This is a genomic window from Pseudomonas brassicacearum (assembly GCF_003732175.1).
GTDB classification, from domain to species: domain Bacteria; phylum Pseudomonadota; class Gammaproteobacteria; order Pseudomonadales; family Pseudomonadaceae; genus Aquipseudomonas; species Aquipseudomonas brassicacearum_G.
Genome location: NZ_MOBI01000023.1, coordinates 37,910 through 54,337, shown reverse-complemented (window position 1 = coordinate 54,337; position 16,428 = coordinate 37,910). Strand labels below are relative to the sequence as shown.

Annotated in this window: 15 protein-coding genes; 5 read left to right on the top strand and 10 right to left on the bottom strand. The window is 60.5% G+C overall.

Annotated elements, in window-relative coordinates; translation table 11 throughout:
* Positions 1–6: 6 nt before the first annotated feature.
* The 5 genes from BK658_RS22110 to BK658_RS22090 all read right to left on the bottom strand — a co-directional run bounded on the left by BK658_RS22110 (position 7) and on the right by BK658_RS22090 (position 6,357).
* On the bottom strand, positions 7–855 hold the full coding sequence (locus BK658_RS22110; RefSeq protein WP_123584169.1) for an ABC transporter permease: 849 nt from the start codon (positions 853–855) through the stop codon (positions 7–9).
* Positions 852–1,760 (bottom strand): ABC transporter permease, encoded by a 909-nt coding sequence (locus BK658_RS22105; RefSeq protein WP_123584321.1) that lies wholly within the window; start codon positions 1,758–1,760, stop codon positions 852–854. The genes BK658_RS22110 and BK658_RS22105 overlap by 4 nt, the downstream gene beginning before the upstream one ends.
* A gap of 195 nt (positions 1,761–1,955) precedes the next feature.
* A complete protein-coding gene (locus tag BK658_RS22100) occupies positions 1,956–3,059 on the bottom strand; it encodes an extracellular solute-binding protein (protein WP_123584168.1) in 1,104 nt (367 codons plus the stop codon).
* A 215-nt stretch (positions 3,060–3,274) separates the two neighbouring features.
* Positions 3,275–4,723 (bottom strand): aldehyde dehydrogenase family protein, encoded by a 1,449-nt coding sequence (locus BK658_RS22095; protein ID WP_123584167.1) that lies wholly within the window; start codon positions 4,721–4,723, stop codon positions 3,275–3,277.
* Complete coding sequence (locus BK658_RS22090) at positions 4,720–6,357, bottom strand: 5-guanidino-2-oxopentanoate decarboxylase (protein WP_123584166.1); 1,638 nt, start codon at positions 6,355–6,357, stop codon at positions 4,720–4,722. Before BK658_RS22090 ends, BK658_RS22095 begins: the two co-directional genes overlap by 4 nt.
* Before the next feature lie 159 nt (positions 6,358–6,516).
* Between BK658_RS22090 and BK658_RS22085 the strand changes: the two genes are divergently transcribed.
* Positions 6,517–7,398, top strand: a complete 882-nt coding sequence (locus BK658_RS22085) for a LysR substrate-binding domain-containing protein (protein ID WP_123584165.1) — start codon at positions 6,517–6,519, stop codon at positions 7,396–7,398.
* Between the two features lie 168 nt (positions 7,399–7,566).
* Here BK658_RS22085 and BK658_RS22080 read toward each other — a convergent pair whose 3' ends face one another.
* The gene (locus BK658_RS22080; protein ID WP_123584164.1) at positions 7,567–8,181 is read right to left on the bottom strand and encodes an NAD(P)-dependent oxidoreductase; all 615 of its coding nucleotides are present in this window, start codon (positions 8,179–8,181) and stop codon (positions 7,567–7,569) included.
* 94 nt (positions 8,182–8,275) lie between these two features.
* A complete protein-coding gene (locus tag BK658_RS22075) occupies positions 8,276–9,160 on the bottom strand; it encodes an MBL fold metallo-hydrolase (RefSeq protein ID WP_123584163.1) in 885 nt (294 codons plus the stop codon).
* 115 nt (positions 9,161–9,275) lie between these two features.
* On the opposite strand from BK658_RS22075, the gene BK658_RS22070 reads away from it, so the two are divergent.
* Both BK658_RS22070 and BK658_RS30060 read left to right on the top strand, forming a co-directional pair.
* Positions 9,276–10,181, top strand: a complete 906-nt coding sequence (locus BK658_RS22070; RefSeq protein ID WP_123584162.1) for a LysR family transcriptional regulator — start codon at positions 9,276–9,278, stop codon at positions 10,179–10,181.
* A 97-nt stretch (positions 10,182–10,278) separates the two neighbouring features.
* Entirely contained in the window at positions 10,279–10,452 is a 174-nt protein-coding gene (locus BK658_RS30060) for a hypothetical protein (protein ID WP_020723547.1), read from the top strand.
* Between the two features lie 36 nt (positions 10,453–10,488).
* On the opposite strand, the gene BK658_RS22065 is transcribed toward BK658_RS30060, so the two are convergent.
* Positions 10,489–11,385, bottom strand: a complete 897-nt coding sequence (locus BK658_RS22065; protein ID WP_123584161.1) for a helix-turn-helix domain-containing protein — start codon at positions 11,383–11,385, stop codon at positions 10,489–10,491.
* 176 nt (positions 11,386–11,561) lie between these two features.
* Here BK658_RS22065 and pobA point away from each other — a divergent pair, with 176 nt between their 5' ends.
* Complete coding sequence (gene pobA, locus BK658_RS22060; protein WP_123584160.1) at positions 11,562–12,755, top strand: 4-hydroxybenzoate 3-monooxygenase; 1,194 nt, start codon at positions 11,562–11,564, stop codon at positions 12,753–12,755.
* A 79-nt stretch (positions 12,756–12,834) separates the two neighbouring features.
* Positions 12,835–14,352, top strand: a complete 1,518-nt coding sequence (locus BK658_RS22055) for an MDR family MFS transporter (RefSeq protein ID WP_123584159.1) — start codon at positions 12,835–12,837, stop codon at positions 14,350–14,352.
* A gap of 64 nt (positions 14,353–14,416) precedes the next feature.
* Here BK658_RS22055 and BK658_RS22050 read toward each other — a convergent pair whose 3' ends face one another.
* Together BK658_RS22050 and BK658_RS22045 are read right to left on the bottom strand one after the other, a co-directional pair.
* Complete coding sequence (locus tag BK658_RS22050) at positions 14,417–15,265, bottom strand: ATPase (RefSeq protein WP_185019880.1); 849 nt, start codon at positions 15,263–15,265, stop codon at positions 14,417–14,419.
* A gap of 100 nt (positions 15,266–15,365) precedes the next feature.
* A complete protein-coding gene (locus BK658_RS22045; RefSeq protein WP_123584158.1) occupies positions 15,366–16,364 on the bottom strand; it encodes an NAD-dependent epimerase/dehydratase family protein in 999 nt (332 codons plus the stop codon).
* Positions 16,365–16,428: the final 64 nt, after the last annotated feature.

The window sequence follows — 16,428 nt, the reverse complement described above, 5'->3', positions numbered from 1 at the left end:
CAGAAATCAGAACGAAACACCACCTTCACCGACCAGCTTCTCCAACGCCCAGATCAGGACGAAGTCGATCAGCACGATCAGCACGGCAAACGAGAATACGGTTGGGTCCAGCGATGACACGGTGCGGCTGAACATCCAGATAGGCACCGTCATGACATCGATGGTGTAGAGGAAGTACGTCACGGTGAACTCGTTGAACGACACGATGAACGCCAGCAGCATCCCCGCAAGGATCCCCGACTTCATCAACGGCACGACCACATCGACTATCGCCCGCATCGGCGAAGCACCGAGCATTTGTGCGGCCTCTTCGACTTCGCTACCGATGGACAGCATCGCCGCCGTGCAGTTTTTCACCACAAACGGCAAGGCCAGAATCACGTGGGCAATCACCAGTCGCGAAACCGTCATCTGGAACGGCAGGCTATCGAACACCAGCAACAACGCCAGACCCAGTACCACCATTGGAAACACCAACGGCAGCGACATCAATTGCAGTGCCACGGCTTTGCCACGAAACTCCAGACGGGTCAGCGCATAAGCCGCCGGCACCGCAACGAGGGTGGCGAAGATCATGGCCATGAACGACACCATCAAACTGGTGGTCATGGCTTTGCCCAGGCTCAGCACATCGCTGGCGTCCGGGGACGCGAACGTGTGCCAGGCAGCCTTGTACCATTGCAGGCTGTAACTGCTTGGCGGGAAGTCGAGGTTCGAAGAACCACTGAACGACATGACAATCATGGTCAGAATCGGCAACACCGCCAGAAACAGGATGACACCTGAGAGGATCCCGGCAAATTTACCGGTGTCGCCTGGCAACAGCGACAGGCGCTTCTTGATCAACGTGCTCATTGCGAAGCCTCCAGCATGCGCCGACGACGGCCAGTGATGTATTCGGACAAGGTCATGATGGCCAACGTGGTGACGATCAGCACCACACCCGCAGCGGAAGCGGCTGGCCAGTTCATCAGCGGGGCGATCTGGTCATGCACCATCACCGCGAGCATCGGCACGCGCCGACCACCGAGCAGCAAGGGCACCACAAAGCTGCTGGCGTTATAGGCAAAAACCAGGGTCGCGCCGGTGATGATTCCCGGCATGCTCATCGGCAGCACCACCTGGAAAAACACCTTCAAGCGGCTCGCGCCCAAGGTCGCCGCGGCTTCCTCGTAAGTGCGGGCAACGCCGCGCATGGCGCTGGCAATCGGCAGCACGGCCAACGGGAAAGCGGTTTGTACCAGGCCCATCAATACGCCGTTCTGGTTGTAGAGCAGCATGATCGGACGCTTGATCAAACCGAGGCCCATCAGCGCCTGGTTAAGCATCCCGCCAGGTCCGAGGATCACCAGCCAGCCGTAGCTTTGCAGCAACAGGTTGACCAGCAACGGTAACAGCACGGCGGCCAGAAATACTCGACGCAGCAACGGAGAAGTCAGGCGCGACATGGTGTATGCCACCGGGATCGCCAGCAGTACGGCAATCACCGCGCTGATCAATGCCAGACGCAAGGTCAGCAACAGGGATTTGAGGTAATAGGGTTCCAGCAGCTGGGCATAACTGGCCAGGCTGAAACCGCTCCACTCCGCGCCTTTGGTGCCCACGCTCATGCGCAACACCAGCAGGCTGGCGGCAATCAGCACACCGAGAAACAGCATCGATGGCGAAAGAAATAACCAGGCGCGCGTCGTCGGCGAAACGCCGAAGCGGGGACGTACGACAGCGGCGCCGACCGGGTGGGTCAGAGGTTGGTGTTCCATAGCAATGGTCTCGTCAATGGAAAACAGCTGAGTGAACACAGGTCTTCCAAGACCTATTGGCCCCTTGTGGGAGCGAGCCTGCTCGCGATAGCGATCTGTCAGTTACATCAATGTCGACAGGCAGGCCGTCATCGCGAGCAGGCTCGCTCCCACAGGGGATCTTCGGTGATTGAAGATCTGGTGTTCGACACTCGATCAGGAAGAGAAGATTTCCGTGTAACGACGAATCCATTGGTCATGCACGGTCGCCAGGAAGGCGTTGTCGTGCATGATCGCCTTCTCGGCAATCTGCTCCGGCGTCAGGATGTACGGGCTCTTGCGCGCTTCGGCAGAGATGATTGCCTTGGCGTTGACCGGGCCGTTGTAGATGTCTTCGGCCATCTTGCCCTGCACCAACGGGTCGAGTGAGTGGTTGATGAAGGCATAGGCCAGGTCAGTATCGCCCGGACGGTTTTTCGGCATGACCGACTGCATCAGGTCGGTGTAGAAACCTTCCTTCATGCCAAAGGTTGCGCTCAGACCGTAGGCCGGGTCGCGAATCTGTTTCGGGAAGAACGCCGGAGCGTAAAGACCACCCATGTCCAGGGAACCGGTGCGGAACAGCTCGGCGATCTGGTTCGGGTTTTCGCCCAGGGTCACCACGCGGCTCTTGAGCTCGGCGAGTTTCTTGAAGCCGGGTTCGATGTTGTGTTCGTCACCACCGGCCAGTTTGGCGGCGATGATGATCAGGTCCATGGCCTCGGTCCAGTTCGGCGGCGGCAGGAAGATGTTCGGCGCCAGGTCCGCGTCCCACAGGGCCGCGTAGCTGTCCGGGGCTTCTTTCTGAGTGCGGCTGCTGTAGACGAGGCTGTTGCACCAGAGCAGGTAACCGATGCCGTGACCGTTGGCCCCGGTGCGGTATTTTTCCGGTACGTCGATCAGGTTGGGAATGCGGTTCAGGTCCGGCTTTTCCAGCAACCCGGCAGCGGCCAGGCCTTCAGCGCCCACGCCAGCCAGGGTGATGACGTCGTATTGCGGGCGATCACCACCGGCCTTCAGTTTGGCGACCATTTCCGAAGTACTGCCGGTGCGGTCCGCAATGACCTTGGCGCCGGTTTTGGCTTCAAAGGTCGCGGCGATGTTGCGCAGCGCCGCAAGCCCGGTGTCATCGGACCAGGTCAACAGCCGCAGGGTCTTGCCCTGAAAACGTGTGTCACTGGCGTTGGCGCGGATGAATGGCATGCTCATGGCGGCCACCGCAACCGATGCAACGCCTACGGTCTTGATGAATTGTCTTCTGTTCAGATCATGATCGCCCATGAAGGACTCCCTTTATTGTTGTAGGTATGAGTTAGGAGCATCCCTTGCGCCCGCGCTCTTCGATCCGCTGCAAGCCCCTTGTTACTAGGGGCTAGCGAGGTCTGCGGGTTCATCCTGAGGTCACGCAAAACGCGCAACAATCGAAAAAAAATCATTGGTGCCATGTCCCTGGCGCATGCCTCGTTACGAGGCATGCGCGGGCCGTTTTCGTGCCGTCAGACGGCGCGAATCACGTGCTTTATTTCTTGAAACGCCTGCAAGCCCCACGGCCCCAACTCGCGGCCGATGCTGCTCTGCTTGTAGCCGCCCCAGGCCGTCTGCGGGAAGATCACCTGCGGCGCGTTGATCCACACCAGCCCCGCCTGCAAGGCGTTGGCGACTCGTTCGGCGGTCGCCGGATCACCGCTGACCACGCTGGCCACCAGACCGAACTGGCTGTCGTTGGCAAGCTCGATTGCCTCCTGCTCCGTGGCAAAACTGCGTACACAAAGCACCGGGCCAAAAATCTCTTCACACCACAACGCACTGTCGAGGGGCACTTCGGTGAAAATGGTCGGCCGCAAAAAATAACCGTGCGGCAGATCGGCAGGCCGGTCACCGCCACAGACCAGCCGCGCGCCCGCGCTCAAACCGCGATCAATGTGGCCCAGCACGCGCTGGTATTGCGCCTGATTGACCAACGCGCCCATTTCAACCTCGGGATCAAACGGGTCAGCCACGCGGATCGCATTGGCACGCGCCGTCAGACGCAGCAGGAATTCATCCGCCAACTCATCGGCGACCAACACCCGGCTGGTGGCCGAACACATCTGCCCGGCGTTGAAGAAACCACCGCCGCAGGCCAGCTCCACGGCCAGATCGAGATCAGCGTCGGCGAGCACCAGCAGCGAGGATTTGCCACCCAGTTCCAGGCTCACGCCTTTGACGGTTTCCGCCGCACGCTGCATGACCTGAACGCCCACCGCGTTGCTGCCGGTGAAGGAGATTTTCGCCACCCGCGGATCGGCCGACAGCGGCGCACCGACCGCCACCCCCGTACCGCAGACCAGGTTGAACACACCGTTAGGCAAACCGCTCTCGGCGATGATCGCCGCCAGTTCCAGCTCCGGCAGCGGCGTGACTTCCGAAGGTTTGAGCACCACGCAGCACCCCGCAGCCAAGGCTGGCGCAAGTTTCCAGGCGGTGGTAACCATCGGGAAGTTCCACGGCACGATCAACCCGACCACACCGCACGCTTCACGGCGCACACGGGCGGCGAAGTCTTCGCTCGGCAGTTCCACAACGCGGTCCTGGCCGGCGTCCAGCGCTTCGGCCAGACCCGCGTAGTACTCGAACGTGGCGATCACGTCATCGACATCGATGCCCGCTTCGAACTGTGGCTTGCCGTTGTTGCTCGACTGCAAATGCATCAAGCGCTCGCGGCGTGCCTGCACACCGTTGGCGATCTTGCGCAGCACCGCGCCGCGCTCGGCACCGGTGGTTTTCGACCACTGCGCAAACGCCGCGCTGGCCGCTGTGACCGCTTGATCAACTGCGCGCTGATCGCCACCCTTGACGGTGGTCAACAGCGCTTCGGTCGCCGGATTGATGACCCGCAAGTGCTCGTCGCCGGCCGACCATTGGCCGTCGATGTACAGGCCTTCCTGGGTGATTGGAAAACTCATGCCGACACCGCCTTCATCCACTGGGTCTGGTCGATTTCGATCAGGGTCGGGCCTTGGCGATCTGTCGCTGCACGCAGTGCAACCCGCAGTTCTTCAACGCCGCTGACGGCGTGTGCCGCACAGCCCAGGCCTTTGGCCACGGCGATGAAATCCGGGGTATAGATGTCGACGCCAACCGGTTCGATGTCGCGGTTGACCATGTATTTCTTGATCTCTTCGTAGCCCTGGTTGTTCCACAGCAGGACGATGACCGGGGTGCGTGCTTCCACCGCGCTGGCCAGTTCCGGCAAGGTGAACTGCAAACCACCGTCGCCGATCAGGCACACCACCGGTGGACGACTGTTGCGTTCCTGACCACCGCCGAGCCACGCGCCAATGGCCGCCGGCAAGGCATATCCAAGGGTGCCGTAACCGGTCGACGAATTGAACCAACGACGCGGACGCTCCGGGTTGAATGTGAGGTTGCCGGTGTACACCGGTTGGGTCGAGTCACCGACGAATACCGCTTCCGGCAACTCATCCAGCACGGTATGCAGGAACAGTGTCTGCGCACGGGTTGGCGCGTCCCAAATGGTTTCAAGCTCGGCACGCAAGCGGGCGGCGCGAGCTTGGCCCCAATCGCTGCAACGTTCGGCCAGCGAAAATTTGGCCACGCCGTCGAGCAAGGCAAGGGCCGCGCTTTGTGCATCGGAGACCAGCGCTACTTTCGGTGGGTAGTTGCGCACGGTCTGGTCTGGATCGATGTCAACGCGCAGCAAGGTGCCCGGAATTTCAAAGCAGCCAGCAAAGGTCACGTCGTAGTCGGTCTCGGCCAGTTCAGTGCCGATTGCCAGGACCACATCAGCGTCAGCCACCAGGGCACGGGTGGCCACCAGCGTTTGGGTCGAACCGATCAGCAACGGGTGCGCCGACGGCAACATGCCTTTGGCATTGATGGTCAGCGCCACCGGCGCATCGAGTATTTCGGCGAGTCGGGTCAGCTCGGCCGCCGCGTCAATCGAACCGCCACCGGCGAGGATCAACGGGCGTTTGGCGGTGGCCAGCAGTTCGCTCATCTGTGCCACGGCCGACGGCGCTGCACCGGCGCGAGTGATACTCACCGGTTGGCTGGCGAGCAAGGCATCGGCGTCTTCGACCAGCACGTCGAGCGGAATTTCGATGTGCACCGGACGCGGTCGCCCAGCCTGGAACAAGGCAAAGGCACGGGCCAGCACACCCGGCAGTTCGGCAGCGGACATCAGCGTATGGGAGAACGCCGCAACGCCGGCCACCAGTGCGCCCTGGTTCGGCAGCTCATGCAGCTTGCCGCGCCCGCCGCCTAACTGGCTGCGCGATTGCACGCTGGAGATCACCAGCATCGGGATCGAATCGGCGTAGGCCTGACCCATTGCGGTGGTGATGTTGGTCATGCCGGGGCCGGTGATGATGAAGCACACACCCGGTTTGCCACTGGTGCGTGCATAACCGTCAGCCATGAAGCCGGCACCCTGCTCGTGACGCGGAGTAACGTGGTTGATGCTCGAACGGGCCAGGCCGCGATACAGCTCAACGGTATGCACGCCGGGAATGCCGAACACCTGCTCGACCCCGTAACCTTCGAGTAACTTGACCAATACTTCGCCGCACGTCGCCATATCTTTACCCTTCTTGTTCGTTGAGACGCTGGCCCCGCGCGGCATTTGAAGACGCGTCGCAGTGCTCAGGCATGGCGTTATTGGAACGGTCAGCGGGTAGCCGCAACAATCGATAAAAAGTCATACTCGCCATGTCCTCACCTCATGCCTTGGCGTCCCATGAAACGACTTCCCCCCCTTCCCGCGTTGCACACGTTCCTGATCACGGCCCAGTGCTGCAATTTCACGCGGGCGGCCGAGCAGCTGCACATCACCCAGGGCGCGGTGAGTCGACAGATCGCCGGGCTGGAAGAACATTTGGGCTACACGCTGTTTCACCGTCAGGCACGCGGTTTGAGCCTGACGGCCGAGGGGCTCGAGTGGCTGCCACGGATCCAGCAGGTGTTCGGCTTGATCGACGAGGCGGTGGAACAGGTGGGCGCACACCGTGAAACCTTGCAGCTCAAGGCCCCGACGTGTGTCATGCGCTGGCTGCTGCCGCGTTTGCTGCAGTGGCAAAAGGAACGCCCGGACGTGCCGGTGGAGCTGACCACCACGGTGCAACATGGCGTGGATTTTCATCGCGAACAGTTCGACGCCGCCGTCATGTACGGCGCACCGCCGGACAATTCACTGGCGTCGCTGCGTCTGTTTGATGAGCAATTGACCCCGGTCTGCTCGCAGCCGTTGCTCGATGGTCCGGTGCCACTGCACAGTCCGTCAGACCTGAGTCAACATTTGCTGCTGCACCCAACACGCGATCAGCGGGACTGGAAAGCCTGGCTGAAAGCCGCGGACGTCAATCTCAGCACACTCGGCAAGGGTCAGCATTTCGAAACCCTGGACCTGGCGATGTCCGTGGCGTCTCAAGGAACGGGGGTGGCGATTGGAGATTGGTCGTTGATCGGCGATGACCTGAGTGCCGGACGGCTGGTCATGCCCTTTGATTTGAAGGTGAAAACGGGGCTGGGGTACTACCTGGTGTTCCCGCAGAAACCGGGACCGTCGCCGCAGTTGCGTGAACTGATGGAATGGCTGGTGGTGCAGGCGCAGGCGCGCTGAACACCCGGATCGGGAAAATCACTCACTGTGGCGAGGGGGCTTGCCCCCGTTCGGCTGCGAAGCAGTCGTAAATCCTGCGCATGGGGTGTGTCTGGTGGAATCGGTTAGCAGGTATTAGGGCCGCTACGCGCCCCGACGGGGGCAAGCCCCCTCGCCACAGTGTGTGGATCAGTAGCCCACAGTAAACCTCTGGCGGCTATGCGCTGGCTTCTCGACTTCATCGAGCATCGCAATCGCGTAGTCGGCGAAGGTGATCCAGCTCTTGCCTTCGGCGCTCACCAGCAGATGGTCCTTGCCCACACGGAAGGTGCCGGTACGCTCGCCTTCGACGAACAGCGCCGACGGTGAAAGGAAGGTCCAGTCCAGATCCTTTTCCTGACGCAAGGTGTCAAGGTAGACGCCACCGGCAGTCGCCTCGGCCTTGTACTCTTCAGGAAAGTTCGGGGATTCGATGACTTTGCTGCCATCCGGCACCAACAGCGAACCGGCACCGCCGACCACCAGCAGACGCTTCACACCAGCCTTTTTGACCGGCTCGATAATCGCCTTGGCCGGGATCGTCGAAAAGTGTGCCGCGCTGATCACCACATCAACACCTGCAACAGCCGCCTGCAACGCTGCGCCGTCGGCAACGTCAACATTCCTGGTGACGACACCGGCACGCGGGCTGATTTTCGAGGTATCGCGGGCGATAGCGGTGACGCTGTGACCGCGACGCAGGGCTTCTTCCAGCAGTTGGCTACCGGCACGACCGGTGGCGCCAATGATTGCGATCTTGCTCATGGGATTCTCCAGTTCAGGTGTGACGCGGAGCGTCACTGGCTGCATTCCCACGCAAAGCGTGGGAACGATCATTCAGTTACTTAGTGAAACTGACTTACCACTTCATCTCGCCTTTGGCGACTTTGGCGCTCAGCTCAAGCGAGCTTTCTTCGCCCAGGTTCGGGTAACGTTTTTTCATCGCAGCGATCAGCTCGACCGAGTCTTTGGCCTTGGCGGTTTCTTCGTCGAACGCCTTGATGTAGTCGGCGGTGAAGTGCACAGCGGCCAGCGAACGTGCGCTGTCACCCAGGTAATGACCTGGAACGATGGTGTTCGGTTTCAGGCTTTCAATAGTCTTCAGCGTAGTCAACCAATCGGCATGGGACTGCGCGGTTTGGGTATCGGCCATCCACACGTGGATGTTTTCCGCGACGACCACACCACCGACCACGGCTTTGATCGACGGGATCCAGACAAAGGTCCGGTCCGGTTGCTTGCCGTCCAGGCCGATGATGTCGAGCTTCTTGCCTTCCAGGGTCAGGCTGTGGCCCTTGAGTACACCCGGCACAATGGTTTTGGCCGGTACATCAGCGCCCATTTTCGGTCCCCAGAACGCCACTTTGCCTTCAACAGTGGCCTTGATGTGATCAACCGTCGGCTGCGAGGCGAGCACTTTGGCTTTTGGGAACGCGGCGGTGATCGTGTCCAGGCCGAAGTAGTAATCCGGGTCACCGTGGCTGATGTAGATGGTGGTCAGTTGCTTGCCACTGGCGCGGATTTTTTCCACCACCTGCTCGGCCTGGGATTTGCCGAATTGCGCGTCCACCAGAATCGCTTCTTTCTCGCCGCTGACCAGTACCGAGGTCACCGGGAAGATCGCAGCGGCGCCTGGGTTGTAGACGTCCAGAGTGAGTGCCGGAGTGGCGGCTGCCGCATGAGCGGCAAAGCCCAGGGTGGCGGTGGCGAGTAAAAGGCGCTTGAGAGAAGTGAAGCCGATCATGGTGCTGCTCCGTTGTGCATAAGCCGTGTTTGGCGATGGGACAGAGCTTAGTTGCCTGACTCGCTACAAAAAATGCGATGCTTGAACATAGTTTGTTTCTGAAAGCGGGCAAATCATGGATCGTCTTCAAGCAATGCGGGTGTTTGTCACCGTCGTCGACCTCGGCAGCCAGTCAGCCGCAGCCGATCATCTGGACCTTTCGCGTCCGGTGGTGTCGCGCTATCTGGCCGAACTGGAGGACTGGGTCGGGGCACGCTTGATGCACCGCACCACGCGCAAGCTCAGCCTGACCGCCGCCGGCACCGAGATCCTGCCGCGCTGTCGGCAGATGCTCGATTTGTCGAGCGACATGCAGGCCGCCGTCAGTGAACCGGACGACGCGCCACGCGGCTTGCTGCGGATCAGCGTCAGTACCTCGTTCGGCCAGGCGCAATTGGCCGACGCCATGGCCGCGTATGTCAAACGCTTTCCCGGCGTCAGTATCGACATGCAGATGCTCGATCGCACAGTAAACCTGGTGGACGAGCGCATTGACCTCGCGATCCGCACCAGCAACGACCTGGACCCGAACCTGATTGCCCGGCGGCTGACCGTCTGCCGTTCGGTGATCTGCGCCTCCCCCGCCTACCTGCGCGAACACCCGACGCCGCAACGGGTTGAGGATTTGAGCCAGCACAATTGCCTGACCCACTCCTACTTCGGCAAAAGCCTCTGGCATTTCGAGCAGGACGGCGAGCAGGTCTCGGTGCCGGTGCAGGGCAACATCAGCGCCAACGAAGCCAGCACGTTGTTGCGCGCAGCAATGGCCGGTGCCGGGGTGGCGATGCTGCCCAGCTACCAGGCCGGCGTGCATATCCACAGCGGCGAACTGGTGCGCCTGCTGCCTCACGCCGAACCTCGACAGATGAATATGTACGCGGTGTACGCCTCGCGCAAACACATGCCCGCAGCGCTGCGCAGCATGCTGGATTTTCTGGTGTCGAGATTTCCTGAAGAACCTGCGTGGGATGTGGGGCTTTAAGATCAAAAGATCGCAGCCTGTGGCAGCACCGACGACGGTTTCAATCTGACCTATGCTGATAGTAATACCCACGGGTATCGGTTCAGAGGTCAGCGCCATGAACGTCAAAACCAGAAGGTATCTCGCGATCTTTATCACCTGTACCGCCGCGCTGGCGTTATATGGCACCGCCGCCTACCGCGTTGAACAGGCCCGGCAGCTGCCGCGCGAGTACGCCAGCTGCAACTTCGAACGGTGCATTCCGCACACCGCGACGCTGAACCTCAAGTAACAAGGGGGCGGGGAAACTTATTGAGAACGCCCCCCCTTAGCCCTCGCTGTCCTGATCAGCTTTCAAGCGATCCCGAAACGCCTTCGGTGAGATTCCCACGCGACGCCGAAACAGCCGGGTGAAGTTGGTTGGGTCGGAGAAACCCAACACATCCGACATCTCGTAAATGGTCATGCTGGTGTAGGTCAGCAGTCGCTTGGCCTCCAGCAACTGACGCTCATGCATGATCTGCAACGCCGGTTGCCCTGCCAGCTCACGGCAGGTGCCGTTGAGGTGGGACACGGAAATCCCCAGCCGGTGTGCCAGATCCTCGACCTTCACGTGCTGGCGATAATTCTCTTCCACCAGTTGAATAAACCCGTTTAGGTATTCGCGTGCACGCTGTGGCCGCTGACTGGCGGCGCGGCGCTGGATCACCTGGCGGCTGACCCACACCATGATCACGCTGACCAGCGAATGCATGAGCATTTCGCGTGCAGGCTGGTGCCCGACGTATTCATTCTGCAAGGCTGTAAACAGGCTGTTGAGGTAGTCCGCATCGCTTCCTGCCGAGTAACTCTCCGCCACTGCCAGGGCATTCACCGAACTGCCCAGCTGCGCTTGAAGATGAGCCACCAGCGGCGCTGCCAGTGTCACCACAAATCCCTCTACATCTTCGGAAAATCGAAAACCATGTACCGACAGCGGTGGCAGGATCTGGATCGCGGCTTCGCTCAGTTGCGTGCGCTGACCCTCGATCTCCAGCTCCGCCTGACCTTTGTACACAAACAGTAATTGACATAAATCGGCATGCCGATGGGGTTTGATTTCCCATTGATGTTCACGGCTGCGTTTGGAAATGGTTTCGCAATGCAACAAGTCAGGGGTCGGCCAGTCCAGGCTCTCGCCATAGAGTTTGAATACAGGAATCGAAGGAAGGGCAGGCTTGTTCATCACTTCAGTCCAGGCCTCAGCGTAACGGGCGGTAATCGCCCCGATTGGCGAAATGTACAGGTTTCAGCGCAGTTTTCACCTTCAATTGACCGACTCACAAGCGAAAAATGCAAGCACTCGATTCATAAAACCATTCACCGACTTTGTCCGCGTGAAGCTTGAGAGCCCTAACAATAATGAAAACCCTCAAAACCCAAGTCGCGATTATCGGTGCCGGCCCCTCTGGCCTGCTGCTCGGCCAGTTGTTGCACAACGCCGGCATCGCCACGGTCATTGTCGAACGCCAGACACCCGACTATGTACTGGGGCGAATCCGCGCCGGGGTCCTGGAACAGGGCATGGTCGAGCTGTTGCGCCAGGCCGGCGTCAGCCAGCGCATGGACACTGAAGGTCTGGTGCATGGCGGCTTCCAGCTGGCCCTCGGTGGACGCCAGGTGCACATCGATCTGCACGCGCTGACCGGCGGCAAAACCGTGATGATCTACGGCCAGACCGAAGTCACCCGTGATCTGATGGCCGCCCGTCAGTTGGCGGGGGCATCGACCCTCTACGAAGCCAGCAACGTCATGCCTCACGGGATGAAATCCGCCGAGCCATTCCTGACGTTTGAAAAGGACGGTGAAACCTGGCGCCTGGACTGCGACTACATCGCTGGTTGCGACGGCTTTCATGGTGTCGCACGGCAATCGATTCCCGCCGACACGCTGAAAATATTCGAACGGGTCTACCCATTTGGCTGGCTCGGTATTCTCGCCGACACCCCGCCGGTCCACGATGAACTGGTGTACGCCCGACATGCTCGCGGCTTCGCGTTGTGCAGCATGCGTTCGACTACGCGTACCCGCTATTACGTGCAGGTGCCCGCTGACGAGAAGGTCGAGGACTGGTCCGATCAGCGCTTTTGGGAAGAGCTGAAGTCGCGCCTGCCGCAGGCGCTTGCCGACACGCTGGTCACCGGACCGTCGATTGAAAAAAGCATCGCGCCGCTGCGCAGTTTTGTAGTCGAGCCCATGCAGTACGGACGGATGTTCCTGGTCGGCGACGCGGCCCATATCGTCCCGCCCACCGGGGCCAAAGGCCTGAACCTGGCAGCCAGCGATGTCAGCACCTTGTTCAACATTCTGCTCAAGGTCTACCGCGACGGCCGCACCGAACTGCTGGAGAAGTACTCGGAAATCTGCCTGCGCCGGGTCTGGAAGGCCGAACGGTTTTCCTGGTGGATGACCTCGATGCTGCACACCTTCGAAGGCAGCGATGCCTTCAGCCAGCGCATCAGCGAGTCGGAACTCGAGTATTTCGTCGACTCCGAAGCCGGTCGAAAAACCATTGCAGAAAATTACGTCGGGCTTCCGTATGAGGCTATCGAATAGCAGGCTATCGACTTACACTGGCGAGCATCCCCGCTCGCCTTGCCTCTTGCGGGTTAATCACCGCCCGCAGGTTTGACCCGTGACCAATCTGAACCAGCCTGAATCCACCAAACCGGCCATCCGCAGCGTGTTGGTCTCCCTGATGCTGGCGATCTTTCTCGGGGCGCTGGATCAAACCATCGTGGCCGTCTCGATGCCGGCCATTTCCGCCCAGTTCAAGGATGTCAGCCTGCTGGCCTGGGTCATCGCAGGCTACATGGTGGCGATGACCGTGGCAGTGCCGATCTACGGCAAGCTCGGCGACCTTTACGGCCGTCGGCGGCTGATGCTGTTCGGCATGGGGTTGTTCACGCTGGCCTCGGTGTTTTGCGGCATGGCCCAGAGCATGGAGCAGCTTGTCCTCGCACGGATCATTCAGGGTATCGGCGCCGGCGGAATGATTTCGGTCAGCCAGGCGATCATCGGCGACATCGTGCCGCCCCGCGAACGCGGGCGTTATCAGGGTTACTTCAGCAGCATGTACGCGGTGGCCAGCGTGGCCGGGCCGGTGCTCGGCGGTTACATGACCGAGTACCTGTCGTGGCGCTGGGTGTTTCTGATCAACCTGCCGTTGGGCCTCGGCGCCTGGCTGGTGGCCAACCGCACGCTGGTCGGTTTGCCGGTGCCACAGCGCAAGCCGGTCATCGATTATTTGGGCACGTTGCTGATGATCATCGGCCTGACCGCATTACTGCTGGGTATCACCCAGGTTGGCCAAGGGCATTCGTGGCGCAGCAGCGAAGTGCTCGGGTTGCTGGCGTGTGCGGTGCTGACCCTGACGCTGTTCGCCTGGCATGAGCGGCGGGCACGCGAGCCGTTGCTGCCGATGCACCTGTTCGCCAACCGCAATGCGCTCCTCTGCTGGTGCACGATTTTCTTCACCAGTTTCCAGGCGATTTCACTGATCGTGCTGATGCCGCTGCGCTTCCAGAGCGTCACCGGGGCCGGGGCCGACAGCGCGGCGCTGCACCTGTTGCCGTTGGCGATGGGGTTGCCGATGGGGGCCTACTTCGCCGGTCGCCGGACCTCGGTGACCGGTCGTTACAAACCGATGATCCTGACAGGCGCCCTGCTCACCCCGCTCGCGATTCTCGGCATGGCGTTCAGCCCGCCGCAAGCGATGCTCATCAGCAGCGCCTTTATGTTGCTCTGCGGCATTGCCGCCGGCATGCAGTTCCCGACCTCATTGGTCGGCACGCAAAACTCGGTGGAGCAACGGGACATCGGCGTCGCCACCAGCACCACCAACCTGTTTCGCTCACTCGGTGGCGCGGTCGGCGTGGCACTGATGTCGGCGTTGTTGCTGGCGCTGTTGCAGGATTCGAGTTTCGCCCATTTGACCGACTCGTCGCTGATCGCCGAAGGCAGTTCCGGAAACGTTTTGCTCGATGGCCTGAACGCCGTACCGGGCGACGCTCAAAACGCCTTGCGCGCCGAACTGTTGCTGACCTTCCGGCATTTGCTGATGGTCAGCGCGGCGGTGTCGTTGCTGGGGCTGGCGGCAGCGATTGCGATGCCGAACATGTTGCTGCGTGGGCGGGAAGACAAGGTTCGATAGAAAGACCGAGTCGCCTACGCTGATCGTTCCCACGCTCTGCGTGGGAACGATCATATTGCCCGCTTCAAGGTCGAGCGTTGAGCTGCTGCTGCAGGTTCTGAATCTGGCTCTGCAAGGTGGTGATGTTGCGCGTGACCTGGCCACGGAAGGCGTCGAACTCGGCGACATTCGCGTTGCTGCCTTGAGCGGCGGCCGGGCGGTTGTCCTGTTGGCTTTTGATCACCACCAATTCTTGCTCCAGGCGTTCGATAGCCGTGCTCGGGTTGCCTTGTTTCTTCAAGGCGGCGATCTCGGCCCCCAGGCTTTTCAGCTGGGCGTCGAATTTACTGGTGTCGCTCGGGGTATTTTTCAGGGTCGTCACGTCAGCGCTCAGGGCTTTCAGGTCGGTTTGCAATTGAGCGTTGACGGCATGTTGCTCGACGCTTTGCGCAGCGATCTGTGCCAGCCGCTTGTCCAGGTCCGACGCCTGGCCGACTACGCCTTGCTGCTGTTGGTTCTGCTCCACCAGCTTGGTTTCAAGTTGCTTGATTTTCAGTTTCAGCGCTTCGCTGTCGCTGGTGACGTTCGACTGACTGGCGACCACTTTGCCGGAAATATCCTGCAAGCGCCCGGCGGCTTCCTCGCTGATACGGGCAAAACTTTCCTGGGTCGCGACCAGTTGCTGTTCCATCAGCGAGATCTGCTGAAAGCTCCACCAGGCAAGGCCGGCAAAGGCGAACAGCAACGCCCCGACCAAGGCCCACAATGGACCGGTGTTCGGGACTTTGACGGTGCCCCGGCTCGCGCTTCGCGCATGTACGCTGGTGTGTTCACGGGCAGCGGCGGCGGTTGGAAAATCGTCGGCATCGTGAGGGTCGGCACGCAGGCTCGGTACATCGTCGAAGTCGTCGTTGGCATCGTTACGCATGGACATGAGGCAACCTTTCTGAACCACAGTGATGGCTAAATGCGACGAGTATAAACCCTGAACTCGCCGCATTGATCGACCGTGATCAACTGGCTCGGTTCAGAGTTTATTTTGCCCCCGGGTCTTGAGCCTTCCACCAGCCGCAAAACTCATCGAGCGCCGTCCACAGACTGACCTTGGGATCGTAGTCCAGATAATGCCTGGCGCGGCTGATATCGAGGGTGAAGTTTTTGTTCATCACCTGCATGCCCAAACGTGACAGCGTCGGCTCCGGACGCCCCGGCCAGAGTGCGCAAAAGCCCTCGTTCAGCGCCGCAATGCTGTAGGCCAACCCGTAGGAACGATGGCGAGTCACCTGCGGGACTTCCATCTGGCGCATTACATAATTGACCACATCCCACAGCGGCACCGGTGCGCCGTTGCTGATGTTGTAGACCTTGCCAAGCGCCGATCCCGTCGCCAGCAAACAGCTGAGCATGGCTTCGTTGAGGTTCTGCATGCTGGTGAAATCGACCTTGTTCAGGCCGTTGCCGATGATTGCCAAACGCCCTTTGCGCTGCATGTTCAGCAGACGCGGGAAGATACTCATGTCACCGGCACCGGTGACAAAACGCGGGCGCAGGGCCAGCACTTCAAGACCAAACTCCTGGGCGCCGAAGACTTTTTGCTCGGCCAGGTATTTGGTTGCTGCATAAGGATGCTTGAAGCGCTTGGGCACTTGCTCTTCGGTCAGCCCCAAGTGGTCGCGGCCATCGAAGTAGATCGAGGGTGACGACAAGTGCACCAGCCGCCGGACGTTTTGCTTCAGGCAGGCTTCGACAACGTTTTCGGTGACCAGCACATTGCCCTGATGGAAGTCCTGATAGCGCCCCCAAAGCCCCACCGCACCCGCGCAATGCACCACGGCTTCGACGTCTGCGCACAGCTCGCGAACCAGTTCCGGGTCACTCAAATCGCCCTGAACGAACTCCGCACCTCGCCGTACCAGATGTTCGACGCCTTCGGCCCGGCGGCCGTTGACCCGCACGTCCAGGCCCTGCTCCAGGGCGAATCGCGCAAAGCGCCCGCCAATGAAGCCGCTTGCGCCGGTGACCAGAATTTTCATGACTTGCTCCGATGTGTTTCGTTTTTCATGCGTGTCGCATTACAGATTTCGTGTGCTCTTGACG

Coding starts and splice junctions, on each gene's coding strand:
- BK658_RS22080 (WP_123584164.1), bottom strand. CDS start 8,181: ATGAGCAAGATCGCAATCATTGGCGCCACCGGTCGTGCCGGTAGCCAA.
- BK658_RS30060 (WP_020723547.1), top strand. CDS start 10,279: ATGAACGTCAAAACCAGAAGGTATCTCGCGATCTTTATCACCTGTACC.
- BK658_RS22045 (WP_123584158.1), bottom strand. CDS start 16,364: ATGAAAATTCTGGTCACCGGCGCAAGCGGCTTCATTGGCGGGCGCTTT.
- BK658_RS22105 (WP_123584321.1), bottom strand. CDS start 1,760: ATGGAACACCAACCTCTGACCCACCCGGTCGGCGCCGCTGTCGTACGT.
- BK658_RS22070 (WP_123584162.1), top strand. CDS start 9,276: ATGGATCGTCTTCAAGCAATGCGGGTGTTTGTCACCGTCGTCGACCTC.
- BK658_RS22100 (WP_123584168.1), bottom strand. CDS start 3,059: ATGGGCGATCATGATCTGAACAGAAGACAATTCATCAAGACCGTAGGC.
- BK658_RS22090 (WP_123584166.1), bottom strand. CDS start 6,357: ATGGCGACGTGCGGCGAAGTATTGGTCAAGTTACTCGAAGGTTACGGG.
- BK658_RS22065 (WP_123584161.1), bottom strand. CDS start 11,385: ATGAACAAGCCTGCCCTTCCTTCGATTCCTGTATTCAAACTCTATGGC.
- BK658_RS22075 (WP_123584163.1), bottom strand. CDS start 9,160: ATGATCGGCTTCACTTCTCTCAAGCGCCTTTTACTCGCCACCGCCACC.
- pobA (WP_123584160.1), top strand. CDS start 11,562: ATGAAAACCCTCAAAACCCAAGTCGCGATTATCGGTGCCGGCCCCTCT.
- BK658_RS22095 (WP_123584167.1), bottom strand. CDS start 4,723: ATGAGTTTTCCAATCACCCAGGAAGGCCTGTACATCGACGGCCAATGG.
- BK658_RS22085 (WP_123584165.1), top strand. CDS start 6,517: ATGAAACGACTTCCCCCCCTTCCCGCGTTGCACACGTTCCTGATCACG.
- BK658_RS22110 (WP_123584169.1), bottom strand. CDS start 855: ATGAGCACGTTGATCAAGAAGCGCCTGTCGCTGTTGCCAGGCGACACC.
- BK658_RS22050 (WP_185019880.1), bottom strand. CDS start 15,265: ATGTCCATGCGTAACGATGCCAACGACGACTTCGACGATGTACCGAGC.